Source organism: Nonomuraea monospora (assembly GCF_039531895.1).
GTDB classification, from domain to species: domain Bacteria; phylum Actinomycetota; class Actinomycetes; order Streptosporangiales; family Streptosporangiaceae; genus Nonomuraea; species Nonomuraea monospora.
Window position 1 is genome coordinate 199,621 of sequence record NZ_BAAAQX010000003.1, and the last position, 25,432, is coordinate 225,052.

20 protein-coding genes are annotated in these 25,432 nt (G+C 71.8%); 11 read left to right on the forward strand and 9 right to left on the reverse strand.

Annotation, left to right across the window (positions count from 1 at the left end; translation table 11 throughout):
• Positions 1-10: 10 nt before the first annotated feature.
• Together ABD331_RS07420 and ABD331_RS07425 are read right to left on the reverse strand one after the other, a co-directional pair.
• Positions 11-1,336, reverse strand: a complete 1,326-nt coding sequence (locus ABD331_RS07420) for an ABC transporter substrate-binding protein (RefSeq protein ID WP_344471906.1) — start codon at positions 1,334-1,336, stop codon at positions 11-13.
• A gap of 7 nt (positions 1,337-1,343) precedes the next feature.
• Positions 1,344-2,591 carry an ABC transporter substrate-binding protein gene (locus ABD331_RS07425; RefSeq protein WP_344471908.1) on the reverse strand — a complete coding sequence of 416 codons (1,248 nt, stop codon included), beginning with the start codon at positions 2,589-2,591 and terminating at the stop codon, positions 1,344-1,346.
• A 129-nt stretch (positions 2,592-2,720) separates the two neighbouring features.
• On the opposite strand from ABD331_RS07425, the gene ABD331_RS07430 reads away from it, so the two are divergent.
• The 3 genes from ABD331_RS07430 to ABD331_RS07440 are packed head-to-tail and all read left to right on the forward strand — an operon-like array spanning position 2,721 to position 6,216.
• Entirely contained in the window at positions 2,721-3,227 is a 507-nt protein-coding gene (locus tag ABD331_RS07430; protein WP_344471910.1) for a PadR family transcriptional regulator, read from the forward strand.
• Positions 3,224-3,952 carry an ABC transporter ATP-binding protein gene (locus ABD331_RS07435; RefSeq protein ID WP_148434946.1) on the forward strand — a complete coding sequence of 243 codons (729 nt, stop codon included), beginning with the start codon at positions 3,224-3,226 and terminating at the stop codon, positions 3,950-3,952. The genes ABD331_RS07430 and ABD331_RS07435 overlap by 4 nt, the downstream gene beginning before the upstream one ends.
• A complete protein-coding gene (locus ABD331_RS07440; RefSeq protein WP_344471921.1) occupies positions 3,949-6,216 on the forward strand; it encodes an ABC transporter permease in 2,268 nt (755 codons plus the stop codon). Before ABD331_RS07435 ends, ABD331_RS07440 begins: the two co-directional genes overlap by 4 nt.
• Here the strand turns inward: ABD331_RS07440 and treS are convergent.
• Together treS and ABD331_RS07450 are read right to left on the reverse strand one after the other, a co-directional pair.
• Positions 6,203-7,915: a maltose alpha-D-glucosyltransferase gene (gene treS / locus ABD331_RS07445; RefSeq protein ID WP_148434948.1), complete on the reverse strand. Its 1,713-nt coding sequence runs from the start codon at positions 7,913-7,915 to the stop codon at positions 6,203-6,205. The two genes, ABD331_RS07440 and treS, sit on opposite strands and share 14 nt — an antisense overlap.
• Before the next feature lie 263 nt (positions 7,916-8,178).
• The gene (locus tag ABD331_RS07450; protein WP_344471923.1) at positions 8,179-9,816 is read right to left on the reverse strand and encodes an asparagine synthetase B family protein; all 1,638 of its coding nucleotides are present in this window, start codon (positions 9,814-9,816) and stop codon (positions 8,179-8,181) included.
• A 107-nt stretch (positions 9,817-9,923) separates the two neighbouring features.
• Between ABD331_RS07450 and ABD331_RS07455 the strand changes: the two genes are divergently transcribed.
• On the forward strand, positions 9,924-11,738 hold the full coding sequence (locus tag ABD331_RS07455; RefSeq protein WP_344471924.1) for a glycosyltransferase family A protein: 1,815 nt from the start codon (positions 9,924-9,926) through the stop codon (positions 11,736-11,738).
• Here the strand turns inward: ABD331_RS07455 and ABD331_RS07460 are convergent.
• Positions 11,731-12,381 (reverse strand): hypothetical protein, encoded by a 651-nt coding sequence (locus tag ABD331_RS07460; RefSeq protein WP_344471925.1) that lies wholly within the window; start codon positions 12,379-12,381, stop codon positions 11,731-11,733. The two genes, ABD331_RS07455 and ABD331_RS07460, sit on opposite strands and share 8 nt — an antisense overlap.
• 42 nt (positions 12,382-12,423) lie before the next feature.
• On the opposite strand from ABD331_RS07460, the gene ABD331_RS07465 reads away from it, so the two are divergent.
• The 5 genes from ABD331_RS07465 (at position 12,424) to ABD331_RS07485 (ending at position 16,691) form a co-directional block, all read left to right on the forward strand.
• The gene (locus ABD331_RS07465) at positions 12,424-13,041 is read left to right on the forward strand and encodes an anticodon-binding protein (RefSeq protein ID WP_344471926.1); all 618 of its coding nucleotides are present in this window, start codon (positions 12,424-12,426) and stop codon (positions 13,039-13,041) included.
• A gap of 124 nt (positions 13,042-13,165) precedes the next feature.
• Complete coding sequence (lysA, locus tag ABD331_RS07470; RefSeq protein WP_344471928.1) at positions 13,166-14,548, forward strand: diaminopimelate decarboxylase; 1,383 nt, start codon at positions 13,166-13,168, stop codon at positions 14,546-14,548.
• A complete protein-coding gene (locus ABD331_RS07475) occupies positions 14,545-15,834 on the forward strand; it encodes a homoserine dehydrogenase (RefSeq protein ID WP_344471930.1) in 1,290 nt (429 codons plus the stop codon). Before lysA ends, ABD331_RS07475 begins: the two co-directional genes overlap by 4 nt.
• Before the next feature lie 42 nt (positions 15,835-15,876).
• The gene (locus ABD331_RS07480; RefSeq protein WP_344471932.1) at positions 15,877-16,338 is read left to right on the forward strand and encodes a hypothetical protein; all 462 of its coding nucleotides are present in this window, start codon (positions 15,877-15,879) and stop codon (positions 16,336-16,338) included.
• Positions 16,335-16,691 (forward strand): hypothetical protein, encoded by a 357-nt coding sequence (locus ABD331_RS07485; protein ID WP_344471934.1) that lies wholly within the window; start codon positions 16,335-16,337, stop codon positions 16,689-16,691. Before ABD331_RS07480 ends, ABD331_RS07485 begins: the two co-directional genes overlap by 4 nt.
• Positions 16,692-16,694: 3 nt before the next feature.
• Here the strand turns inward: ABD331_RS07485 and ABD331_RS07490 are convergent, their stop codons facing one another.
• From ABD331_RS07490 to ABD331_RS07505, 4 genes are read right to left on the reverse strand one after another with little or no spacing between them, the layout of a single operon-like run.
• Entirely contained in the window at positions 16,695-18,407 is a 1,713-nt protein-coding gene (locus tag ABD331_RS07490; protein ID WP_344471936.1) for a glycosyltransferase family 2 protein, read from the reverse strand.
• Entirely contained in the window at positions 18,404-20,359 is a 1,956-nt protein-coding gene (locus tag ABD331_RS07495; protein ID WP_344471938.1) for a glycosyltransferase, read from the reverse strand. The genes ABD331_RS07490 and ABD331_RS07495 overlap by 4 nt, the downstream gene beginning before the upstream one ends.
• Positions 20,356-21,870 carry a glycosyltransferase family 2 protein gene (locus ABD331_RS07500; RefSeq protein WP_344471941.1) on the reverse strand — a complete coding sequence of 505 codons (1,515 nt, stop codon included), beginning with the start codon at positions 21,868-21,870 and terminating at the stop codon, positions 20,356-20,358. Before ABD331_RS07500 ends, ABD331_RS07495 begins: the two co-directional genes overlap by 4 nt.
• Positions 21,867-22,304 carry a hypothetical protein gene (locus ABD331_RS07505; protein ID WP_344471943.1) on the reverse strand — a complete coding sequence of 146 codons (438 nt, stop codon included), beginning with the start codon at positions 22,302-22,304 and terminating at the stop codon, positions 21,867-21,869. The genes ABD331_RS07500 and ABD331_RS07505 overlap by 4 nt, the downstream gene beginning before the upstream one ends.
• A gap of 240 nt (positions 22,305-22,544) precedes the next feature.
• Between ABD331_RS07505 and ABD331_RS07510 the strand changes: the two genes are divergently transcribed.
• Both ABD331_RS07510 and ABD331_RS07515 read left to right on the forward strand, forming a co-directional pair.
• A complete protein-coding gene (locus ABD331_RS07510; RefSeq protein ID WP_344471945.1) occupies positions 22,545-23,618 on the forward strand; it encodes a glycosyltransferase family 2 protein in 1,074 nt (357 codons plus the stop codon).
• Positions 23,615-25,240, forward strand: a complete 1,626-nt coding sequence (locus ABD331_RS07515) for a glycosyltransferase (RefSeq protein WP_344471947.1) — start codon at positions 23,615-23,617, stop codon at positions 25,238-25,240. The genes ABD331_RS07510 and ABD331_RS07515 overlap by 4 nt, the downstream gene beginning before the upstream one ends.
• The last annotated feature ends 192 nt before the right edge of the window (positions 25,241-25,432 follow it).

Genomic DNA, 25,432 nt, shown 5'->3' on the forward strand with positions numbered 1-25,432 from the left:
CCTTACCTCTTTACTTCCAGGCCTTAGCGGCCTCTGCTTCGAGCGCCTCCTGGGTGCCCTTGACGTCGCTGGGGTCGCGGACGAAGTCCTGAAGGACCTTCCACTCGCCCTTGCCGTCGGTGCCGCCGAACGCGCTCGGCGCCAGGTCGGACATGTCGTAGCGGACGGCGTCGCCGGCGGAGACGATCGTCTGGCCGAGCTGCTTGGTCAGCTCGTCGGGGTAGTTGTCGGGCGAGACGTTCTTGTTGGGCGACAGGTAGCCGGGCAGCTTGGCCCAGACCTCGCCACCCTCCTTGGAGGCCAGGAACTGCACCAGCGCCATCGCGCCGGGGGTGTCCTTCATGGCCACGGCCACGTCGCCGCCGAGCACGACCGGAGTGGTGTCACCGGCCTTCGGGAACGGGAAGTACTTGGCCTCCTCGCCGACCTTGGCGCCGGCGTTCACGGCCTCGACGGCCACGAAGTCGGCCTCGATGACCATGGCGGCCTTGTCGGTGCCGTACACCTTGGTCACGCAGGTCGGGAAGTCGGTCTGCATGGTGCCGGAGGTGCCGTCGACCAGGTAGTCGCTCTTGGACGCGATCTGCGCGATCTTCTCCAGCGCCACGCCCACGGTCGGGTCGGTCCACGGGATCTCGTGGTCGGAGAGCTTGTCGTAGTTCTCCGGGCCCGCGGTGGACAGGTAGACGTTCTCGAAGAGGTCGGTCAGCGTCCAGCCGGAGGCGCCGCACAGCGAGAACGGCGGGGTGCCGGAGTCGGCCACGGTCTGCGCGGCCTTCATCAGCTCGTCCCAGTTGGTCGGCGCCTGCACGCCGGCGTCCTCGAACGCCTGCGACCGGTACCACACCAGCGACTTGTGCGCCGCCTTGACCAGCACGCCGTACACCTTGCCGTCGACGGAGCCGAGCTCCTTCCAGTACGGCGTGTAGTTGGCGTCGATCTCCGCCGTGACCTCGGGGGTCAGCGGCTTGAGCGCGTTCTGCTCGACGTACTGCTCCACCAGGCCGGGCTGCGGCAGGATCGCGACGTCCGGCGGGTTGTTGCCCTGGATGCGCGGGCCGAGGTAGGCGCCGGTGTCCTCACCGGTGGAGGCGTAGGTGACCTCGGCGCCGGTCTTGTCGGTGAAGGCCTTGAGCACCTGCTCGAAGTTCTTCTGCTCCGCGCCGGTCCACTTGGCGGCTACCTCGATCTTGACGCCCTGGAGCGACTTGGCGCCGCCGCTGGTCGCCGATGCCGAGCCGGCCGCGGTGGGCTCGGTCGTCGTCGGCGCGTTGCCGCAGGCGGCGACGGCTACCGCGAGCCCGGCCAGGATCGCTGCTGCACTGCCTTTTCGCATGGCTGCCTCACTGGGTTCTGATGATCTCTTCGAGTTCTGACTTCATGCCGGCCGCGACGTCGTCGGCGGCCGTGGGGGAGGGGTTGCCGAGCGCCTTGGCGACCGAACTGGCGATCACCAGGCTCAGCTGGTTGTAGTTCGCGCTCACCGGCCGTGGCCGGGCGGCGAGGATGCTCTCCTTGAGCACGGGCAGGTAGGGGAAGCGCTCGATGAGCTCGGGGTCGTCGTACAGCTCGCTCCACACGGGCGGGAACGAGCCTTCGGTGAGGACCCGGCGCTCGTTCTCCAGGCTCGTGAAGTAGCGGATGAACTCCTGCGCGGTGTGCTGGTGCTTGGAGTAGGCGCTGATGGCCAGGTTGGCGCCGCCCAGCGTGCTGGAGCCCGGCCCGTCGAGGCCGGGCAGCCGGGTCACGCCCAGCTTGCCGCCCAGCTCGGCCTTGGCCGGTCCGTACGCGTGCGGCCAGTTACGGGCGAAGGCGAGCCGGCCCTCCTGGAAGGCCAGGCGTGACTCCTCCTCCTTGTAACTCAGCGACTCCTTCGGGATCCAGCCCTCGCGCAGGCCCTGGAGCAGGAAGTCCAGGGCGACCCTGCCCTTGGCGGGGTCGAAGGTCACTTCGGTGCCGTCGCGGCTGACGATCTCTCCGCCGGCCGACTGGACGGCCTCGGAGAAGTTGACCGTGAGCCCTTCGTAGGCCAGGAACTGCCCCGCATACCCTCCTATGTTGTGCTTTTTCGTTATCTCGCGTGATTGGTCGCGAAGTTCGGCCCACGTCCGAGGCGGCTTCTTGACCAGGTCTTTCCTGTAGTAGAGCAGCCCAGCGTTGCTCGTGTACGGAACGGCCCAGAGCTTGTCCTTGTAGACGGCCGTCTCCACGACGGGCGGCAGGAACCTGTCGAGCGGGAACAGCCCGCGCTCCAGGGGGATGATCCAGCCGTTCTCCGCGAATTCGGCAGTCCACACCACGTCGAGCCCCAGCACGTCGTACCGGCTGCTCTGGGCCTGGAGGTTGGCCGCGATCTGAGCGCGTTGCTCGTCGGCGGCCTCGGGCAGCTCCAGCAGCGTCACCTTCTCGGCCGGGTGGGCCTGGTTCCAGCGATCCAGCAGTGGTTGCAGGTACGCCGTGGTGTCGCGTCCGGTGGCGAAGGTGATCGGGCCTGTTCCGCCCGTCCCGGTCTCGCCGCCGCCCTCGTCGCCCGCCGTCGCGCAGCCGGCCGCCAGGGTCACGGCCAGGAGTGCAGGCAGCAGGCGAAGCACCCTGTTTCCTCCACGTTCAGGTCGAATTACATACGTGTTAGGTAGATGCATTCATGTTATGCACAGCGGTAATCTGTAGGTCAACGGATTGGTCTGTAACGCGTACGTAACAGACCGGGGAGGAGAGCGGTGAGGCCTCACCTGCTGGCGCTCCTGGCGAAAGAGCCTGCCCATGGCTACGAGCTCAAACAAGCGCTTGAGCAGACGTTCGGCAGCGCGTACCCCTCCCCGAACATCGGGCAGATCTACGTCACGCTCGGCAGGCTGGAGAAGGACGGCCTCATCAGGGCCGTGGACGTCGAGCAGTCGAACCGGCCCAACAAGAAGGTCTACTATTTGACCGCGAAGGGCCGGGAGTCGCTCGAAGCCTGGGTGGACGAGCCGACCGAGGGCCCCAGGGTGCGCGACGAGTTCTTCATGAAGCTCGTGCTCGCCCCGCTCACCGGCATCGCCGACCGGATGGCGCTGATCAGCCGGCAGCGGCGGCACTACCTGTCGCTGATGGGCGATCTCAACGACCTGCTGTCCCGCACCGCGCCGAGCGATCGGGTGGCGATGCTGCTCATCGAAGGGGCCATGTTGCATCTTCAGGCAGATCTTGACTGGCTCGAACGCTGCCAGGAGGATCTGGCATGAGCCCGGTTGTGAAAACGGTCAATCTGGTCAAAATCTACCAGGATGGCGCGGTCCCCGTCCCTGCCGTGCGCGGGGTGGACCTGGAGGTCGAGCCGGGAGAGTTCGTCGCGATCATGGGCCCGTCCGGCTCGGGGAAGTCCACGCTCATCCACATGCTGGGCGGCCTCGACGCGCGCACCAGCGGCGAGATCTGGCTCGACGGCAAGCGCACCGACACGCTCTCCGAGAGCGCCTGGGCGCTGCTGCGGCGCAAGAAGATCGGCTTCGTCTTCCAGTTCTTCAACCTGGTCGCCAACATGACGGTGGGCGACAACGTCGAGCTGCCCGCACTGCTGGCCGGAGCCTCGCCCAAGGTGGCCCGCGAGCGGCGCGAGAGCCTGCTGGCCGCGCTCAACCTGACCGACAGGGCCGACGCCGCGCCCGCCCAGCTCTCCGGCGGCGAGCAGCAGCGGGTCGCGCTGGCCAGGGCGCTGGCCAACGAGCCCGCCCTGCTGCTGGCCGACGAGCCCACCGGCAACCTCGACAGCCGCAACACGCGCGACGTGCTGCGCCTGCTGAGCGACGTGCACAAGCAGGGCCAGACCATCGTCATGGTCACCCACGACGCCCGCGTGGCCAGCCTGGCCGACCGGCTCGTGTCGCTGTTCGACGGGGAGATCGTGGACGACGGCCGCATCGCGCGCCGCCGCACGCGTACGGCCGGAGAGGTGATCGACCTCCGATGAGCACAGCGCTGGCCGGTAGCCGGTGGATCAGGGCCGACCTGCGGGCCAGGACAGGGGAGGCGGTGCTCACCGTGCTGGCCGTGGCCGGCATCGTGGCCGCGCTGATCACCGCCGCGACCCTGCTGGAGGACAGCACGAACCCGTGGCGCAGCCTGTCGGCCCAGACCGACGGCGCCCACGTCTGGATCTACATCAAGGACAGCCCCCAGGTCGCGCTCGGCGGCATCGACGGCGTCACGCAGACCGCGGGCCCGTACCGCTCCGCGCCCGTCACGGTGGCGCAGGACGGCAAGAAGGAGCCGGCCTCGCTGCGCGCGATGCCGGCCACCCCTGCGGCGGTGGCGCACCCCCTGGTGGCCGAGGGCCGCTGGCTCGACCCGTCGCAGCCCGACGGGGTGGTGGTCGAGCGCTCGTTCGCCGCCTCGCTGGGGCTGCGGCTGGGCGCCCCGTTCAGCATCATCACGATCAACGGCGAGCGCCACACCCTGTACGTGCGCGGCATCGCAGACTCCGCCGACCAGGGCTTCTACCCCGAGTGGACCCCCGGCCTGGCCTACGTGCTGCCCGTCATGCTCGACCGCGTCGAGCCCATGCTGGGCCGCAGCGAGTGGGTCACCGGGCTGCGCCTGGCCGACCCCGAGGCCGCCCAGGTCGTCTCACAGCGCGTGGTCGTGCTGCTGGAGGACCGGCTGCAGCGCGTCTACACCTGGCGCGAGGTCAGGTCCGCGATGGAGCTGGACAACCGGCTGCTGGGCACGCTGCTCGCGCTGTTCGGCGTGGTCGGCCTGGTGGCCGCCGCGCTCGCGCTGGCCAACGCCGCCGGAGGCCGGGTGCTGGGCCAGCTCCGCGACCTGGCCACGCTCAAGTCCATGGGCTTCACCAGGGGCCAGGTCGCGCTGCTGCTCCTGGTCGAGCACGGCGCGCTCGGCCTGCTCGGCGTCGCCATCGGGGCCGTGGTGGGCTGGGGCGTGATGGTGGCCATGCTCGGCGTGGGCTCCGTGGCGCCCTTCCCCGTGCTGGCCATCGTCGGCGGCACGGCGCTGGTGGTGCTGGCCGCCGTCGGCGTGCCCGCCTGGCGGGGCGGGCGCACGCCGCCGATCCCCGACGTGCCCTCCGCGCCGCCCCGGGGCCACCTGTCCAGGCTGGCTCGCCTGGCCCTGCTCGTACGCCTCCCGCCCGCCCTCGTGCTGGGCACCAGAGACGCCTTCACCCGCCGCGTGCCGGCGTTCCTGACGGCGTTCGGCCTGGCCGTGCCGATGATGATGATCACGATCGGCCTCGGCGTGTGGGCCACGCTCGACAACTTCTCCGCCCATCCCGAGCAGGTGGGCCAGCACGCCGCCCTGTACGTCAAACCGGGCAAGGAGGAGCCGGCCGTCGCCGAACGGCTGGCCGGCCAGGACAAGGACGTGGCAGAGGTCTACCCGGGCACCGACGTGAACGCGCTGGCCCCCGGCGAGGCCCGATCGGTGCGGGTGCGGGCCATCGGCAGCTCGGCGGCCCCGTACCCGTTCCCGGTGGTCGAGGGCCGCATGTACGCCAGACAGGGCGAGGCGGTGGCCGGGCAGGGCCTGCTCGACCTGCTCGGGCTCAAGATCGGCGACCGGGTGCGGCTCACGGTGGGCGGCACCCCGCTGATCGTCAGGATCGTCGGCCGCACGGTCGAGCCCGAGCAGGACGGCGAGGTGCTGTCCGTGGGGCTCGACAGTTTGGCGGCCAAGGACGCGGTGCCGCCGGAGTACTACGCGCTGGCGCTCAAGCCGGGCGCCGACCCGCTGGAGGTGCGGGGTCGGCTGCTGGCGGGCTCGCAGGAGGGCCTGGACGTGCAGGCCGCGGTCAACCCGGCCGACCGGCTGTCGATCATCCGAGTGGTGATCGTGGCGCTGATCGCCGTGCTGGCCCTGATCGGCCTGGCCAACCTGCTCACCGCGAGCGCGCTGGGCCTGCGTGACCACGCCTTCGACCTGGCCGTGCTGAAGGCCATGGGGCTGACCCCGCGCCAGGTCATGGCGACGCTCGTGACCGGCACGGGGCTGCTGGTGGTGCTGGGCGTGGGCGTGGGCACGGCGGCGGGCATCTCCGTCGTCACCGGGCTGATCGACTGGCAGGGCCACACCAGCGGCGTCGGCGCGGGCATCGGCCGCGCGCCGTCGGCCCTGACGCTGGGTGTGGCGGTGCTGGTCGCCGTGGGCACGGCCCTCGCGGTGGCGCTCATCCCCGCGCGCCGCGCGGCCCGTGCCCAGGTGCCGGTCACCTCTCGATGAGGCTGTCCTCGGGCTTCTTCAGCGCGAACCAGTAGAAGCCGTGCCCCGGCAGGGTGAGCAGGTAGGGCAGCTCCCCGATCGCGGGGAACGGCACGCCGCCCCTGGCCTCGACCGGCGTCATGCCCTCGAAGCGCCGCAGGTCCAGCTCGACCGGCTGCGGGAACTTCGACAGGTTGTTGACGCACAGCATGACGTCGTCGCCGTCCTCGCGCACGTACGTGAGCACGCAGGGGTTCGACGACCACATCTCCGTGTAGGCGCCCACGCCGAACACCGGGTGCCTGCGGCGGATCTCCAGCATCTTGCGGGTGAAGTGCAGCAGCGACCCCTCGTGCCGCTGCTGGGCCTCCACGTTGACCGCCTGGAAGCCGTAGATCGGGTCCATGACGGCGGGCAGGTAGAGCCGGCCCGGGTCGGCCGAGGAGAACCCGGCGTTGCGGTCGGGGCTCCACTGCATCGGCGTGCGGACCGAGTCGCGGTCCTCCAGCCAGATGTTGTCGCCCATGCCGATCTCGTCGCCGTAGTAGATGACCGGCGAGCCGGGCAGCGACAGCAGCAGCGCGGTGAACAGCTCGATCCGGTCGCGGTCGTTGTCGAGCAGCGGGGCCAGCCGGCGGCGGATGCCCAGGTAGGCCCGCATGCGCGGGTCCTTGGCGTACTCCTTGTGCATGTAGTCGCGCTCTTCCTCGGTCACCGTCTCGAGCGTCAGCTCGTCGTGGTTACGCAGGAAGATGCCCCACTGCGCGGTCTCCGGCAGCTTGGGCGTGCGGGACATGATCTCGGAGATCGGCTCCCTGGTCTCCTTCTTGACCGCCATGTAGATGCGCGGCATCAGCGGGAAGTGGAAGGCCATGTGGCACTCGTCGCCGCCCGTGGTGGGGTCGCCGAAGTACTCCACCACGTCCTCGGGCCAGCCGTTGGCCTCGGCCAGCAGCACCCGGTCCGGGTAGAGGCGGTCGACCTCCGCGCGGATCTTCTTCAGGTACGCGTGCGTCTCGGGAAGCCCGGAGCACGCGGTGCCCTCGCGCTCGAACAGGTACGGCACCGCGTCCAGCCGGAAGCCGTCGATGCCCAGGTCCAGCCAGAACCGCAGCACCTCCAGCATGGCCTCCTGCACCGCCGGGTTGTCATAGTTCAGGTCCGGCTGGTGGTGGAAGAAGCGGTGCCAGTAGTACTGCTTGCGCACCGGGTCGTAGGTCCAGTTGGACTCCTCGGCGCCGATGAAGATGATCGGCGCGTCGGGGTAGCCGCCGGGGTGGTCGGACCACACGTAGAAGTCGCCGTACGGCCCCTCGGGGTCGTGCCGGGACGCCTGGAACCACGGGTGGCGGTCGCTGGTGTGGTTCATCACCAGGTCGGTGATGATCCGCAGGCCCTTCTCATGGGCCTTCTCGATCAGCGCCACGAAGTCCCCCAGATCCCCGAAGTCAGGGAGGATCTTCATGTAGTCCGAAATGTCGTATCCGCCGTCACGCAGCGGAGACTCGTACAGGGGCAGCAGCCACAGGCAATCCACGCCCAGCCACTCGAGATAGCCCAGCTTCTCGATGAGACCGCGCAGGTCGCCGGTGCCGTCGCCGTTGGAGTCCTTGAACCCCCGGACGAGAACTTCGTAGAACACCGCCCGCTTGTACCAGGCTGGGTCCTCCGAGACGAAGGCCTCGGAGATCGGCTCCGGCGTTGGGGATGCGTTGATCATGATGTCGCTCACAGGAAGAGATGTGGGCAGGACGAAGTCACCGGTTGCCCCGGCGTTGTTATCTGGTGACCGCGCCGCGTGGAGTCGTCATCCCTGCGAACTCCACTGCCCTCAACGGGACCGGATTTGTGATCTGGTGCCCGTTTGTGCGGCGCTTACGGGCCGAACACTACCAGCCCGTTGGCTTTCCGGAACCCGCTTCTGCTGTGCGACGTGTAATACCCGCGAGATCGGGATGTAATCGCCCTGTTACCCAGAGTCCACTAAAAAGGTGTGGCCAGGTCGGAGAGGTCGTTCTCGAAGTCGTTCAGCCAGAGGCCGAACAGCACCAGTCCACGCACCCAGAATCGATCGTTCCAGCCGTTGAACCTGGTCAGCGCGTCGGGCCCGCCGGCGACCACTTCGTGCAGCTCATCCGACAACAAGTTCGGAATCCGGCCAGCCAGAACCTCCAGCATCCGGTGCGAGTAGTTCCGGGCCGGAGCCGCCGTCGAGCGCAGCGGCACCCGCTGGAGCGGCTGCTTGATCACGTTCGTCGAGGGCAGCGCCGCCACGCGCGGGTTGGCAGCGTACAGCACCTCGCGGTAGAAGCGGCCCTTGTCCTTGCGCGCCACGCCCACCGACAGCGCCGCGTCGAAGAACTCCGGATGGATGAACGGCGCCGCGAACGACGCCTCAGGGCCCACCAGGTTCACCGCCGAGCGCGCGATGCCCCGCACCGTCCTGGTGTGCAGCACCGACAGCGGCAGCTCGGCCCGGTGCCCGTGCAGCATCGAGGTGGTGGCCAGGAACTGCTCGCGCACCGTCTCGTCCATCCACTGCGCCGCCGCCTTCGACAGGAACGGCTGCGTCGGCTGGCCCAGCGAGAGCGAGGCCAGCACCGCCGCCGACCGCTCCGCCTGCGACGTGGCCTCCAGCGCGGCCCCGCTCACCATGAAGTTCTTCAGCAGCGGGCCGCCCGCCAGCCCGTCGATCAGGATCCGGCCCGCGCCGTGCACCTCCTTGGCGAAGGGCGCGTACCAGGCGTGGTGCGGCGTCAGGTACTCCAGCCTGCGCGCCACCTCCATCGCGTCGGCCGGATAGGCGGCGGCGTCCTGCGTGACCACCCGGTGCGGGATGCCCAGCTCCCTGGTGATCGACCTGGCGAACGCGATGTCGGTGTCGGTGCCGTCGTCGGGGCTGGTCGTCCACGACTCCACGTCGAACCCGCGCGCCGAGGCCACGCTCGCCAGCAGCCGCGAGTCGTAGCCGCCGCTGACCGGCACCAGCAGCTTGCGCCCGTCGTAGTCGCCGTAGACGCCGTGCAGCAGGTCGACGATCTCCCGCGGGCTGATCCACTTCTCGTACGGCTCCGTACGCAGCCAGCGCGGCAGCCGCCGCTCGGTCGCCAGCCGGTCGTGCTCGAACACCAGCGCACTGGCCCCCGGCAGCCGCTTGACCTCCGTGTACGGCGTCGCCTCACCCAGCGGGAACGTCACCTGAAGGATCGAGGCCCACGCCGACCAGTCGATCCGCACCGGCACCAGGCTGAGCAGCGGCTGGATCAGGGACGAGAAGTAGACCGCCTCGCCCAGCCGCACGTAGTAGACGTCCACCAGGCCCAGCGCGCCCGTGTGCAGCGTCACCTTCCGGCCGTCGCCGATCAGGCCGGGCGTCTCGTACGTCTCCGCGACCGTGATCCACTCGTCCTCGGCCGTCTTCGGCCTGCGCTCGCCCCAGGCGAAGGCGTACGCGTCGCCCGACCGGCGGTAGGGCGGCAGCGGGGACGAGCTGAACAGGGCCGCGTCGGCCGACTGGAGCGCGGGCCAGACCTTGGGGCCCGCCGCCATGAGTTTGCCGAGCACGGCGGTGTCGATCCGGCCGAGAGCGCCGCAGATGTAGGGCCGCACGTTGAACTGCACCGGATCTCAATCCCTTCGAGACGCTTCTCGGCAAAGAGTATCCTTTGGCGGGCTACGAGAGCGGAGGTCCGGGTTTGTCTATAGAGCTGGAGAGCACGCGGAGGGCGTTGCGCGATGCGATCGCGCAAGCTGAGCGGGCTGCCGAGCTGGCCAGGCTGCTGGACGCCGCCCAGGCCGAGCTGGCCGCGGCGCAGGAGAGCGCCGAGGAGGCCAAGGCGCTGGCCGAGCAGCTCGGCGACGCCGAGGAGCGGCTGGCCGCCGAGCAGGCCACCGCCGACAAGCTGCGCAGGGAGCTGGCGGAGCAGCGTTTCCAGGCCGAGGTCGCGCAGTGGAAGCTCTCGTCGATGAAGGTCGCCCGCTGGAGCCGCCTCGGAGACGCCATCAAGAGCGGCAAGAGCAACCCGGTACGCCTCGCCAGAGGACTCAAGGGCGCCGCCAAGCCCGTCAAGCGCCCCACCGCGCCCAAGCGCAAGCCCGTCGCCGGCGCCGCCAAGCCCAAGGACGAGCGCCCGGGAGCCGCCTTCCAGGCCACCACCACGACCAGGACACTCGGCGGCGCCTCCTTCAAGCTCAAGCCGTACCGCGTGCCCACCGGCCCCAACACGCGCCCCCACCTCACGGCCGCCGTCATCGCCGACCCGCATGCCGAGGCGCTGCTGCGCTACGAGTGGCGCCAGACCACCGGCTTCACGCCCCGCGACTTCGCCAGGGTGCTGCCCCTGGAGGTGCCGCACCTGCTGGTCGTCGAGTCCGTCACGCAGGGCCCGTGGGCCGAGGAGTTGACCGGCGAGCCGGGCGAGGGGCTCAAGGCGCTGCTCGCCTGGTGCGCCGAGCGCGGCATCCGCACCGTCTTCTGGCACACCAAGGGCGACGTGTCGGCGTACGCGGCGGCGGCCGACCTGTTCGAGCACCGCTTCACCGCCGACCTGACCGTGGCCTGGCCGCGCCTGCAGTTCGGCGTGCAGCCCCGGGTGCACAACCCGCTGCCGCTGGCCGGCGGCCGTATCGACCGGGTGCTCACGCTCGACCAGCTCCTGCCGGGGCACCTGACCTACCCCGACGTCCTGACCTCCTACCGCTGGCCCGCCGCCGCCGACTGCCCGCCCGGCACCCCGCAGTGGCGGCTGGCCGAGATCGCCGCCTGCGGCACGCCGATCGGCACCGAGGCCGACTCCCGGCGCGCGCACGTCGCGCTGCGCAGGGCGTACGCGATGGGCACGATGAGCGAGCGTGTCGACGAGCTGCTCGACGCCGTCGGCCTGCCCAGCGCCCGCCCCACCCTCAACACCTCCGTCCTGCTGCCCGTGCTCGACCCGTACCTGATGGAGCACGCCCTGGCCCAGGTCGCCAAGCAGTCCGGGGTCGACCAGCTCATCGTCATCGGCCCGCCCGAGGCCGAGCTGCGCGCCCGCGACGTGCTGCCCGACGTGGAGGTCATCCACCGCCGGCCGCAGCCGTCCATGACCGAGGGCGCCATGCTGAACGTCGGCATCGACCTGTGCGAGGCCGACCTCGTGGCGGTCATGGACCCGCGCGACGTCTACGGCCCCCACTACCTGTCGGACCTGCGCCGGGCCTTCCTGTTCAGCACCGCCGACCTCGTCGGCAAGGCCGCCTTCTACGCCCACCTGCGCAAGCCCCAGGCCACGCTGCTCAAGCAGCCCGAGGCCGAGTACTCCTACCTGCCGGAGATCACCGGCGGCACCCTCCTGGCCCGCCGCAACACGCTGCGCGAGCTTGGGTTCGCCGACCTTACTGAAGGCTGGGACGAGGTCCTGATGCGGCAGTGCCGCACGGACGGGATCAAGGTCTTCTCTGCGGACCGGTTCGGCTACGTGCGGGTGCGCGACGAGGACCGGTGGCTTCTGGGGGCCGCGCAACTGGTCGAGTACGGGTCGGCGGAGCCGCACGCGCTCATCTGAGCCACAGGGCCAGGGCCAGTGCCAGGAGGGTGTAGCCGCCCGCGGTCGCGACCCAGGTCCGAGCGGGGTGGTTCCGGGGGAACACGCCCGCGAGGCTCGCTTCGGCGATCGTCACCAGCACGAGCCAGGGGCTCCACGCCACCAGGAGGCAGCGGGCGACCTCCTGGCAGATGAGCGCCACGCTGTGGATCAGGGGCAGCGGGCTCAGCAACGACCCATGACGCTCGCCGGGCTCCTCGATCTCCTGCGTTGCGAGCGTCCGCAAGGCCAGCGTGAGGGAGCCCAGCATGACGCCGAGCCCCACGAGGAAGCTCCACACCCCCATCCACGCCGCCTCCGCCGCCCCCAGCCCGCCCCAGGCCACCAGCCCCAGCCGCAGGGCCTCGTTCAGCGCCGCCACGATCACCCCGATCACCACCGGCGTGATCGGCAGGCGCAGCACCTTCACGACGGCCGCCCCGCACAGCCCGGCCACCACCGCCGCCCCCACCACCAGCGCGACCGCGAGCCCCAGACTGCGCCACGTAGGCGCCGACACCCACCCGGCCAGCCCCGCCCCGGCGAGCACGGTCAGGATCACGTCCCGCTGCGCCTCCCGCATCCGGCGCCTGGCCCAGACCCTCCCGCGAACAGGTCCCGTCATGGCTCCTCCTCCGGCACCCCGTTGCTGCGTAGGGTCGTCTCCATGACGCTGCCTGACAAGCTCGCCGAGGCGCTCGGGGAGCCGCCCGCGCCGGAGGGCACGTGGGACGAGGAGGTCGGGTACGTCTCCGCCGCCGCTCTGCGCCGCCGCCTGCCCGCCGAGGACCTGGCCGCCAGGGTGCGGGAGCTGGACGGGGTGGCCGCCGTGGAGATCCAGGGGAGGGGTTTCCTGCGGATCGTCCTGACCGAGCCCGTTCTGGACGCCGAGCCCGCAGCCGTCCCGTATCAGCCGGTCTGGCCGGACTTCCCGCGCACCTGGGACAACCCGGGGTTCGTGGTGCGATACGGACATGCGCGGGCCTGCGCCGTCCTCAGGTGGGCCGGGCAGTTGGGCGTGGGGGGCGGGTTCGCGGCGGCGGAGCTGTCCGACCGGTACCACCGGCGGGTGCTGCGGGTGCTGGCCGAGTTGCCGGGAAGGATGGTCAGCCGGGAGCCGGGGTGGGAGGGTTATCTCCTGCGGCTCGCGCTGGCGTACCACGACGCGCACGAGCGGGCGCCCGCCGTTCCGGTCGGTGACGAGGAGCCGGGGCCGGTGCACGCCGCCCGCGTGCGGGTGGCGGACGTGGTGCGGAAGGTCCTTCCAGGCCCCGACCGTTTGTGACCTGTCACAAAATATCCGGCTAAACGGCGAAAAATCGTAAAAATATCCCTTCTGGGGCGTGATCGCGTCTCGATACGTGGTCACAGGGTCATGGCGTACTTGCGCTTCCGATAGCCTCGATCGGGTGAGTCGATTCGCCCATCCCGCCGGGGACCGGCACGCTGAGATGCTGCCCCAGGAGCGCCCGCCGCTGGCGCCCGCCGACCTCAACCGGATCAACCCCGCGATCTGGCCCCGAACGTCGACCCGGACCGAAGGCGCGCTCACGGTGGGCGGCGTGGACGTCCGCGATCTGGCCCGCGATCACGGCACGCCCCTCTACGTCATCGACGAGGACGACGTGCGCTCGCGCATGCGCGACTACGCCACGGCGTTCGCCGGCTCCGAGGTGCACTACGCCGGCAAGGCGTTCCTGTGCAAGGAGATCGTGCGCTGGCTGCAGGCCGAGGGCCTCGGCCTCGACGTGGCCAGCGCCGGCGAGCTGGCGGTCGCGCTGAGCGTCGGCTTCCCCGCCGAACGCATCACCATGCACGGCAACAACAAGTCCGTCGCCGAGCTGACCAGGGCCCTGGAGGCCGGGGTCGGGCACATCGTGGTCGACTCCTACGACGAGATCGCCAGGCTCGGCTTCCTCGCCGAGCAGCACGGCAAGCGGCCCAAGGTGATGATCAGGGTCACCACCGGCGTCGAGGCGCACACGCACGAGTTCATCGCGACGGCGCACGACGACCAGAAGTTCGGCCTGTCGCTGAACACCGGGGCGGCAGCCGAGGCCGTACGCCGGATCCTCGCCCTGCCCCAGCTTGAGCTGGTCGGGCTGCACTCCCACATCGGCTCCCAGATCGTCGACACGGCCGGGTTCGAGGTGGCCGCGCGCCGCCTGACCGCGCTGCTCGTCCAGATCAAGGACGAGCACGGCGTGGTCCTGCCCGAGCTCGACCTCGGCGGCGGCTACGGCATCGCCTACGTCGAGGGCGACGAGGCCCCCGACATCAAGGAGCTGGCCGACGGCCTGCGCGAGATCGTCTCCAAGGTCTGCGTGGACGCGGGCCTGCCCGTGCCCCGCCTGACCGTCGAGCCGGGCCGCACCGTCGTCGGCCCCGGCGGCGTCACCCTCTACGAGGTCGGCACGATCAAGGACGTCGAGGGGCTGCGCACGTACGTGAGCGTCAACGGCGGCATGAGTGACAACGTGCGCACCGCCCTGTACGGCGCCGAGTACACCGCCGTGCTGGCCAGCCGGGCCAGCCAGGCCGAGCCCATGCTCAGCCGCCTGGTCGGCAAGCACTGCGAGAGCGGCGACATCATCGTCCGCGACCTGCACCTGCCCGCCGACCTCGCCCCCGGCGACCTGATCGCCGTGGCCGCGACCGGCGCCTACTGCCGCTCGCTGGCCAGCAACTACAACTACCTGCCCAGACCCGCCGTGGTCGCCGTCTCGGACGGCGTCTCCCGGGTGATCGTGCAGGGCGAGACCGAGGACGACCTGTTGAGGGGGCAGCTGTGAAACCGCTGAAAGTGGCTCTTCTGGGCTGCGGGGTCGTCGGCTCGCAGGTCATCAGGCTCATGCACGAGCAGGCCGACGACCTGGCCGCCCGCGTCGGCGCGCCGCTGGAGCTGGCCGGCGTCGCCGTGCGCCGGCTGGGCCGCAAGCGCGACATCGACGTCGACCCCGAGCTGCTGACCACCGACGCCGAGTCCCTCGTCACCCGCGACGACGTCGACATCGTGATCGAGGTCATCGGCGGCATCGAGCCGGCCCGCTCGCTGATCGTCGCCGCCCTGTCCAGGGGCAAGTCGGTCGTCACCGCCAACAAGGCGCTGCTCGCCGAAGACGGCTCCACCCTGCACGAGGCCGCCCGCACGGGCAACGGCGACCTGTACTTCGAGGCCAGCGTGGCCGGCGCCATCCCGCTGCTGCGCCCCCTGCGCGAGTCGCTGGCCGGCGACCGCGTCAAGCGGGTGCTCGGCATCGTCAACGGCACCACCAACTACATCCTCGACAAGATGGACTCCACGGGCGCGTCCTTCACCGACGCGCTGGAGGAGGCCCAGACGCTCGGCTACGCCGAGGCCGACCCGACGGCCGACGTCGAGGGCTTCGACGCCGCCGCCAAGGCCGCCATCCTGGCCGGGCTCGCCTTCCACAGCCGCGTACGCGCCGACGAGGTGCACCGCGAGGGCATCACCGAGATCACCGCCACCGACGTGGCCTCCGCCAAGGCCATGGGGTACGTCATCAAGCTGCTGGCCATCTGCGCCCGCTCCGACGACGGCCGCTCCTTCGGCGTCCGGGTGCACCCGGCCATGATCCCCCGCTCCCACCCGCTGGCGGGGGTGCGCGAGGCGTACAACGCGGTCTTCGTGGAGGCGGAGTCGGCGGGCCAGCTCATGTTCTACGGCAAGGGCGCGGGCGGCGCCCCGACCGCCTCCGCCGTCCTCGGCGACCTGGTGGCCGTCGGCCGCAACCGCCTGGCGGGCACCCACGGCCCCGAGGAGTCCACCTACGCCGACCTGGCCGTCCACCCGATGGGCGAGACCGTCACCCGCTGCCACGTGGCCCTGGACGTCGCCGACAAGCCGGGCGTCCTGGCGCAGGTGGCGGAGCTGTTCGCCAAGCACGACGTGTCGATCCAGACCGTCCGGCAGGAGGGCCACGGCGACGACGCCCAGCTCGTCATCGTCACCCACCGGGCCACGGACGCGGCGCTGTCGGCGACGATGGCGGGGTTGCGGGAGCTGGACATCGTGCGGGCGGTGGCCAGCGTGATGCGGGTGGAGGGCGACGAGTAGGGCCGATTGACTTCGGAATAAGTTCCGAAGTACGGTCGTCGCGTGGATACGCCGACGGTTCCTTTCAGCGATCTCTCCAAACATTCCAAGGAAGTCGCCGAAACGGTCAGCCGCGCGCATCGCGTGCACATCAGGCGGCGTGACGGTGAGGACCTCTACCTCACGACCGCCCGGCACGACCGGGAGCGGGAGGAGACCGCGAGTGTCGTGGCTCACCTGCTCTCGGCGCTCGTCATGAGCGAGGAAGGCGTCCGGGCGGTCGAGCACGCGCTTCCCGCCGTCTTCTCGTGGACCCGGCACCTGTCCACCGAGGAGCAAGGCGAGTTCGTCCGTGACCTCGTGGACGCCACCAAGGACGCCGCCGAGCTGGACGTTCACGCCACCCTGCACAGAGTGATCGCCGAGTGGCGGGCGACCGCTCGCATCCTGGCCGATCCGGCGCTGACCGCCCACCTCACCCGCTCCTTGCCGGACGAGGACCACGGTGAGGTGCTCGCGCCGTGAGCCCCAAGCGTGGGGACGACGTGGCGCCTCCTCTGACGGGCGACGAGTGGCGCATGCGGTTCGCCACCAACGAAGCGGCCAAGGGGTGGGCGGCACTGTGCGCGCAGGTCCCGGGAAACGCCCGCCGCTGCTACGAGGCGCTGCGCACGGACCCGCTCTCTACGGACAACCCTGATCGGCAGCACCGGCTGCGCGGCCGTCTGGCCACCGCGAGCCTCGGCGGCCGTGACCTGCCACAGTGGGAGTTCGAGGTCACCGCTGCTGGACGCGTGCGATACCTCGTCGACATGGACCGGCACACCGTGCACTTCGTGTACGCCTCCGACCGGCACCCGAAGGACACCGGCGCGTAGGGGTCAGTCGCCGGGAAAGGCCAGGTCGCGGACGCGGCGTACCGCGCGCCTGAGCACCGTGCGGTTCCGCTCCCCGGCCAGCCGCACCGCCTCCCGGCGCCACGTCTCGGCCTTCTCGCGCCACCGCGCCGCGTCCCGCCCGTTCTTGCCCGCCTCCCTGCGCGCCTGCGCGAGCTCGGCCCGCAGGGCGGCGACCCGCTTGCGGTAGCGGGCGACCTCCTTCTCGTGCTCGGCCGTGAGCACCGCGACCTCGGACGGCGGGCGCCGGCGCGGCGGGTAGACGGCGGGCCGGCGTTTGAAGCCCCACGTCTCCCCGTCCACCCACTCCAGCCCGAACAGCGAGTCCACGAGGTCGTCCAGGTGTTCGCCCGGCGCGGCGACGAGGGCGGCGCGGGACAGGGCGGCCGTGCGGTCCAGGCGGGCGACGGTGACGCCGCGCGCGGTCTCCTCCAGGGCGACGCAGAGTGAGCCGGAGTCGTGTTGCTCCAGGTGGGCGACCAGGCGTTCCACGGTGTCCTTGGAGACGACCCACCCCGGCGGCACCGACAGCCGGAACGGGGCCGTGCCCGCGCGCGGCGGGGTGAAGTGGACGCGGGGGTCGTGGTCGAAGGCGGCGTGGACGAGGCGCAGGTCGAGGTGCGGGTCCGTCAGCGGGGGGCGCCGGTCGGGGGTGAGCAGGTTCCACGCTCCGGCGACGGTGACCCTGACGTCGGGCAGCGAGCCGCCCAGCAGGGAGTCCACGGTGGCCCGTACGTCCTCGTAGGAGCCCTCCGCGACCGTTACGTCCACGTACGGCACCAGCCACTGCCGGCCCGCGTCCGCCCGCAGGTAGCGCCGGTACGGCACCCGGTCGGCGACGTACGGATCGTTGTGCCGCTTGAGCGCCCGGTGGTCGCGCATCGCCGTCGGCAGCCCGAGATGCCAGGCCCTGGACTCGGGGTCGGGCACGTAGACGGCGCCCGCCTGCGTGAGCCGATAGCCCAGCTCGGTGTCCTCGGCCAGCACCAGGGAGGTGTCCATGCCGCCCGCCGAGCGCAGCAGCGCCGCCGGGTACGACACCGTGGCCCCCACGTGGATCCTGGTGGCCAGGGAATTGGGGGCGGTGCGCAGGCCGTCGTGGTCGGCGATGATCTGCTCGGCCCAGTCGTGGCGGTGCGGCGACAGGGGGAAGAGCCGCTCCTCCGAGCCCGCCGCGAGGGCGGACACGACGTCCTCCGGGGTGGGGAGCGGGCCGGGGCCGGTGAAGTCGATCCAGCCGAGCGCCACCACGTACGGGGCCAGGTGGTGCCAGCGGAGCTGCGCCTCGACGTGGCGGCGGTGCGGCACCATGTCGGCGTCCAGGACGAAGACGACCTCGCCCGCCGCCGTGTCGATGCCCGCCTGCACCGCCCAGGCGCGGCCCCAGCCTCCGGGCGGGGCGGAGATGAGCTTGGTCCTGGCCGGGACGGTCTCCGGCAGGCGGAGCGGTGTGGTGCTGCCGTCGTCCACCACGACGACGTCCATCAGGTGGCCGGGGTAGCTCTGCGCCGACAGGGCCGCCAGTGTGAGGTTGAGCGTCTCCTGGCGGTCGTGGGCGGGGATGACGACGGTGACCGTGAGCGTGGGCTCCCAGTCGCCCAGCGCGGGCGGGGTGAGCACGCCGAAGTCGTTGTGCGGGATACGCGCGGAGTCGTGAGGGTTGTGCGCGGACTTGCGCGGGATGCGGGAGGTGGTCACGGGAGAGGGCTTTCTTCGAGCGCCATCAGCGCGTTGGGCCGGAAGCCGCGCCACTGCCGCCTGTTGCGCTGCAGGAACGTGCCGATCGGCTCCTGCCAGGTGTGGTTGGCGGCGGGGCCTCTGCGCAGGATGTACCCGAGGCCGTGCGTCCGGTAGATCTGCCCGCCCGCCGCCTGCAGCGCCTCCTGGAACTGCGTGTCCACCGAGCGCGGCAGCGGCCGGAACCCGCCCACCGCCTGGAACGCCGACCGCTCGACCAGGATCGTGCCGCCGGCCACGAAGCTGGTGATCTGCTCGGTGACCTGCCGCCGGTGCACGGTCACGTCGATGGACGACAGGTACACGAACTCGGGCACCGTCCCGACCACCTGCGCCCCCGAGTAGGAGTGCGCCAGCAGCAGGTCGGCCAGGAAGTCGGGCCCGTACCAGTCGTCGTCGTCCATCTTCAGCAGGAACGACCCGGCGGCTCTGGCGGCGGCCAGGTTCAGCACCTCGCCGAAGACGGCCCGCCGGTCGGCCTCGAACACGGTCAGCGGCCCGTCGAACGCGGAGATCGCGGCGGCGACGTCCGGATGCCCGGCGGGCACGCCGTGCAGCGCCAGGACGACCTCCAGCTCGGCGCCGCGCTGGCGGGCGATCTGGCCGAGCGCGAACGACACCATGTCGGTGCGGCGGGTGGCCAGCAGCACCGAGGTGAGCGGGGGAGCGGGCGCCGGCGCGCCGAGCTGCTCCCAGCGGGCGGCCACGCCGTGGGTGCGCAGCGCCGCGCGGCGCAGCAGGATGCTGTGCTCCTCGCGCCGCAGCTCGTCCGCCAAATCAGGGGTACGGGTGAGCAGCGCGACGAGTTCGTCGCCGAGCGCGCCCGCCCAGCGCGGCACCGTGCCGGCGACCAGCGGCACCCCGGCGGCGCTCAGCCCGGCCAGCACCCGTACGGCCGTCAGCGGGCCGCTGTGCGCGTGCCGCCAGTCGACCTCGACGCCTCTGATCTGGCGCAGCCTGGCCACGTCGGCGTCGGTGACGCCGCCCGACTCGGCGAACGACGTCACGACCTTCCCGTCCAGCAGCACCGACCAGCGCCCGTCGCGCTCGGCCAGGGACGCCATGCCGCGTGACGGGGTGGTGACGAAGCCCTGCGGGTTCACCAGGCGCTCGTCCACGGGCGGGATCATGGACGGCTCGGCGAGCACGTCGGGGTCGGCCAGCGGCGAGGCCGCCATGCCGGGCCGGCCCAGCCGTTCCCAGGTCACAGCTTCGAGAGTGGGCCGCTCGATCGGGGTCTCGGCCCCCGCCCATGCGGCCTCGGGCGCCGCGAAGGACACACCGGTGGTGGACGGGGACGCGTCCGGGCCAGGCGCAGGGTCCAGCACGTCCGTTGTCAGCGTGCGCAGCACCACGTCGCCGCCCGGCGCGCCGACCCGCTCAGGCACGGGCCCGCCGACCTCGGCGGGTGTCGCGTTCGGGTCTCCCGGCCGCCAGTCGGCCGCGCCGACGCCCGCGATCGCCGCCGCCGGCGCCGCGATCACGTCGAGGCGGTGCCCGGCGAACGCGCGGGCCGTGGCCGTCACGGTGCGGCCGGCGGGCGTTGCGGCGGAGAAGCGCGCGTCCACCACCCACACCCGGTTCTTCGGCTGGTAGACCCGCAGGTCCGTGAGCGCCCGCCACCGGTGCGCGGGCGTCGGCGTGGGAACGGGCGCCGGGTGCGAGGCGGGCGTGTCGAGCACGGCGACGACGACCCGCTCGGCGTGCGGCAGCAGCTTGTGCAGGGTGGCGATCCTGCGCAGGTCGGCGGGCGTCATGGCGAGCACCAGCACGTCGCGGCAGCGCTCGGGCTCGGCGTGCGGCTCCAGCAGGTCCCTGTCCAGGTCCACCGCGCCGTGCAGATGGGCGCTGTCGTCGATCCCGGCGAAGAACACCCGCGCCCCGCGCAGCTCCGCCAGCAGCCGCTCGATCATCCGGTGCTCCGGAGGTGGCGCATGAGCGAGGTGAGCGGCCCGCCCGGCCCCTGCGCCCGTGGCGGCTCCTGCTCGGCGGCGGGTTCCTGGGCGAGCCGCTCGACCTCGGCGGACAGCCGTTCCACGGTGGCCTTCAGCTCCTTGATCTCGGCCGCCCGCTGCCCGGCCAGCGCCCGCCACTTGGCGGGCTCCCCGGCCAGAGGCTCGGCCTCGTCCGCCGGAACGACGTCGTACTCTGCGCCGCTCACCCACTCCGACCCGAACATCTCGTCCACCAGGTCGTCCGCCCTGCCGGGGAACAGCGCGGCGCGGGCGAAGGCGGCCGTGCGCTCCAGCCGGACGGCCACGACACCTTCCGAGCTCTCCGCGAGTGCCACGCTGACCAGCCCGAGCAGGTCGCGGTCGGCGTGCCGGACGAGCCTGGCGAGCGAGTCGGCACCCAGCACCCACCCGGCGGGCAACGTGACCAGGAACGGGGCCGGCGCCGCCGACACCGGTACGCTCTCCGCGAACTCGACGCGGGGCTCGTGCGCGTACAGGTTGTGCAGGAGACGCAGCTCCAGCATGGGGTCGTCGAGGTTCGAGCGCCGCTCGCCGGTCAGCTTGCTCCAGGGCCCGACGAGGGTGACCGCCGCGTCGGTGAGCGTGCCCGCGAGCGCCGAGTCCACGCTCGCGCGCGTCTCCTCGTACGTCGTGGCCGTCACCGCGACCCGCACGTACGGCACCAGCCAGTGCCGTCGCGGATGCCCGCGCAGCCAGCGCAGATCGGGGATCAAATCACCGAGGTACGACCAGTTGTGCCGGTGCACCTCCTTCTCCCGCAGCATCACGGTGGAGGGCCCGACGTGCCACGCCCTGGCCTCGGCGTCGGGGATGAACACCGCGCCCGCCTGGGCGAGCCGGTAGCCGAGCTCGGTGTCCTCGGCCATGTTGAGGCGGGCGTCCACGCCGCCCGCCGCGCGCAGCAGCTCCGCGCGCACGGAGGTGGAGGCGCCTGTGTGCAGCAGGTACGGGTTCGCCCCCGCGTCCCTGAGCCGCCGCGTCGAGTCGAGGATCTTCCGCGTGTACGCGGTGGGCTCGCCCTCCTCACCAGGCGCGTCCACGAACCGCGTCTCGCCGATCACCACCGCGTAGTCGATCAGGTGGTGCCAGCGCAGGTGCGCTTCCAGGTGGTCGTCGGCGAGGAGCATGTCGGAGTCCAGCCAGTGGATCACGTCGCCGGTGGCCGCGAGCTGTCCCGCCTGCCTGGCCGCACCGCGTCCCCACCCGTCGGCCACCCGGACGACCCGCGCGCCCGGCACCCGCAGCGGCGGGTCGCTGCCGTCGTCGGCGACGATGACCTCGACCAGTTCGGCCGGGTACGTCTGCCGCGCCAGCGCGGGCACCGTGCGCTCCAGCGCCTCCTGGCAGTCGTAGGCGGGGATGACCACCGACACCCGCAGCGACGGCTGCCACGAGCCGGGCTCCGGGGGCCGCAGCACGCCGTAGTCGTTGTGCCTGATCCGGGTCATACGCGGTCCTTGGCCAGGCTCCTGACCTCCTCGCGCAGCTCCTCCACCTCGCGGGCGCGCGCCATGGCGTTGACGCGGTCCTCGCCGAGGGAGGCCAGGATCGCGCCGAGGTCGTCGGCGCGGCGCGCGGCGGAGTCCTCGACGGCCTGCACCAGCACGTCCAGCCTGGTCTCGATGGTCTTCAGCGCGGCGGTGGTCCTGGCCAGCTCGGCCTCGTGCTTCTTGATGCGCAGGTCGATGCGGTGCGCCTTGCCGTCGAGGCGGCGCACGGTGAGGACGAGCAGCGCGAGCACGGCCAGCACGACCAGGAACGCCACGGTCGTCGCGGCGGCGCCGAGCGTGATCAGGTCGGCCAGGACGAGGAGCGCGAGCACACCGAGGGCCAGCGCTGCGAGGGGTGCGGCGGTCGCCGCCAGCCGGCGGGGCGAGAGCATCCGCGCATACCTTTCGTTGTTCACGACTGGGAGGACATCGGAGGCTTCAAGGACATTTGTGGACTATTGACACCCTAATCAACATGGGTCACCACCGTGCCACAACTTTCAGGAGGTTCCCAGCGAATCATCAGGCGAAGGGCAGGTCCTGCCGAATCTGTCATGCGGGTCTACTCGCCAGTAAAACGGGCGTAAGGTAGGCGCCGATCACACCCCGAGCGGCCAAGGAGCACACCACCCATGTCCGTCACCCCTTGCGGCTTCACGCGTACGCCGGAGAAGGGGCTGGCCCGCCTGCACTGGGGCGACACCGGCTGGGCGGTGGAGGGTCAGCCGCCCGACGTGCCGGCGCTGCGCCCGCTGCGCGGCCTGGAGATCGAGTGGCCGGACGGGCGGGTGCCGCTCGACGGCCTGCTGGGCCTGGCCGCCGCCGGGGTGCCGCTGACGGCGGAGAACGCGCCGCCGTGGGTGCCGGGCGACCTCGCGGCGCTGCTCACCGACCGCGAGTGGCTGGACCACGCCGCCGACGGCACCGCCCGCTCGCTGGGCGACCTGCGCCGCGAGGAGCACAGCGTACGCCTGCGCCGCCTCGCCCACCCCGTCGCCGCCCCGCAGGTCAGCATCGTGATGGCGACCAAGCGGCCCGCCCTGGTCGGCCAGGCGCTGGCCCAGATGGAGCGCCAGCGGGACGTCCGCGCGGAGGTGCTGCTGGGGCTGCACGGGGTGCGTCACGACGAGGTGCGCGACGCGGTCGCGGCCTGCTCGCTGCCCGTGCGGTGGGTGGAGGCGCAGTCGTCCGTGCCGTTCGGCGAGGTGCTCAACCAGGCCGCCGGGCTCGCCAGTGGTGACCATCTGGCGAAATGGGATGACGACGACTGGTACGGCCCGCGCCACCTGGCCGACCTGTTCATGGCGATGTCGTACACCGGGGCCGACGTGGTGGGCACCACGGCCGAGTTCTTCTACCTGGAGCCGTTGCAGGCGACGGTCAGGCGGACGACGTTCGCGAGCGGGGCGAGCTATCCGAGCGAGGTGTTCGCCGATCACGTGGCCGGTGGCACGATCATGGTGTCCCGCGCGAAATTCCATGAAATAGGGGGATTTCCGGGATTGCCGCGTGCCGTCGATCTCGAATTCCTGAAAGCGGCGCAGAAAGCGGACGCCCGCGTCTACCGCACCCACGGGCTCGGCTACGTCCTGCGCCGCGGCCTCAGCGCCGACCACACCTGGCAGCTCCCGCTGTCCCACTTCCTCAAGGTGGCCGTCAACCAGTGGCGCGGCTTCCGCCCGAGCCTGCTGATGGAAGCCGCATGACCGGACGCGGCAGGGTGCGCGGGAACGACTACCGGGTTCTCGCCCCCGACGAACACTTCACGCCCCGGCTCACCGTCAGCGTCGTCATCCCGGCCTACGGCGGTCAGGACAAGCTCGACCTGGTGCTCGCCGCGCTGGCCAGGCAGACGTACCCGGCGGAGCTCACCGAGATCATCGTCGTCGACAACGGCAGCTCGCCGCCGCTGCGCCTGCCCGAGGGCACGTCCGCCCGGCTGGTGGTCTGCGACCGCCCCGGCCGGGCCAGCGCACGCAACGCCGGCCTGGCGCAGGCCAAGGGCGAGGTCATCCACTGGCTCGACTCCGACGTGGTGCTCACGCCCGGCGCCGTCGAGGCGCACATGCGCTGGCACCACGCCGCCCCGTACCTCGTCGTCACCGGCTACCTCCGCTTCACCACCGCCGAAGCCGGCGCCGAGCTGCCGGACGACCTGGAGGCGGCGTTCGAGCCGGCCGAGCCGCACACCTGGATCGTCGACCTGGTCGAGCGCACCGACGGCCTCACCGACAACCCGCAGCGCCCCTTCAGCCTGCACGTCGGCGGCGCCACCTCGGTCAACGCCCGGCTCATCGAGGCGGCCGGGCCCATGGACGAGGACCTGATACTCGGCCAGGACACCGAGCTGGGCTACCGGCTCTGGCAGGCGGGCGCCGTCTTCGTCCCAGAACCGGCCGCCCGCGCCTACCACCTCGGGCCGACCATGCGCATGCGCGACAAGCAGCCGATCGACCGGGTCAGCCACGCGTTCGTCGCCGACCGCATCCCGGCCTACCGCTGGCTGCGCGGGCATCCGGGCCGTCAGTGGAAGGTCCCGTACGTGACGGCGGTCGTGGACGGGACGCGCGGCTACGACGACGTGCGCGCGACGGTCGACGCGGTGCTCGCCGGCACCGTGCCCGACGTGTCGGTGCTGCTCACCGGCCCCTGGTCCACCCTCGAACGCGACCGCCGCGCCCCGCTCCGCGACCCGGACCTGGAGCTGGTCCTCGTCCACGGGCACTACCTGCACGAGGGACGCGTCCACCTGGCCGAGACGCTGGACGTGGACCCGGCCGTGCCCTTCGTGCTCCACCTGCCGGCCGGCTGGGTCCCCGGCGAGGACACCCTCGCCCGGCTGCTCGACCTGGCCCGCGACGACGGCCTCGGCCTGGTGAACGTCCTGCTGCACGAATCGTCCGAAGGCGTCGTCGCGGCGCGGCTGGAGCGGGCCTCCGCCTTCGCCAGGGCCCGCCTCGTCGTCACCGCCGGTGAGGATTTGGACGACGTGGTGGACGAAGTTTCGGGGGTGGCCTGGGTCGAGGGCGAGACCTACGGCTTCTCCACCGAGGCCGCTGTGCCGCTGGGACGGCGGGGGGCGTACCGGGCGCGCCTGGAGGCGCAGGCCGAGGCCGACAGGCTGGCCAAGGAGGCCGAGCGGCTGCGGGCGCAGGTGGCCAAGTGGCGGGAGGAGGCGGGGCGGTGGCGCAAGTCCACCGTGGAGCTGCGCCGTGAGGTGGGTGCCCTGCGCCGCCAGCTCGCCGCCGCCAACCGGGCGCAGCAGGGGCTGCGCACGCTCGTCTCCACCACCATGAAACGCGCCCTGCGCAAACGACTGCGCGGCTGACCCGCCGCCGGTCGCGCGGCTTCGGCCTGAGCACGGCTGACCGGCCGCCGATGGCGTCGCGTCGCGTGGCCTGGCGTGCGCCCGACCGCCCGCCGGTCGCATGGCGTGGCGTGGCCTGCGCGGCGCGCGCCGGACCGGCCGCCTGCGGCGTGGCGTGGCGTGCGGCGGGCGCCGGACCGGCCGCCTGCGGCG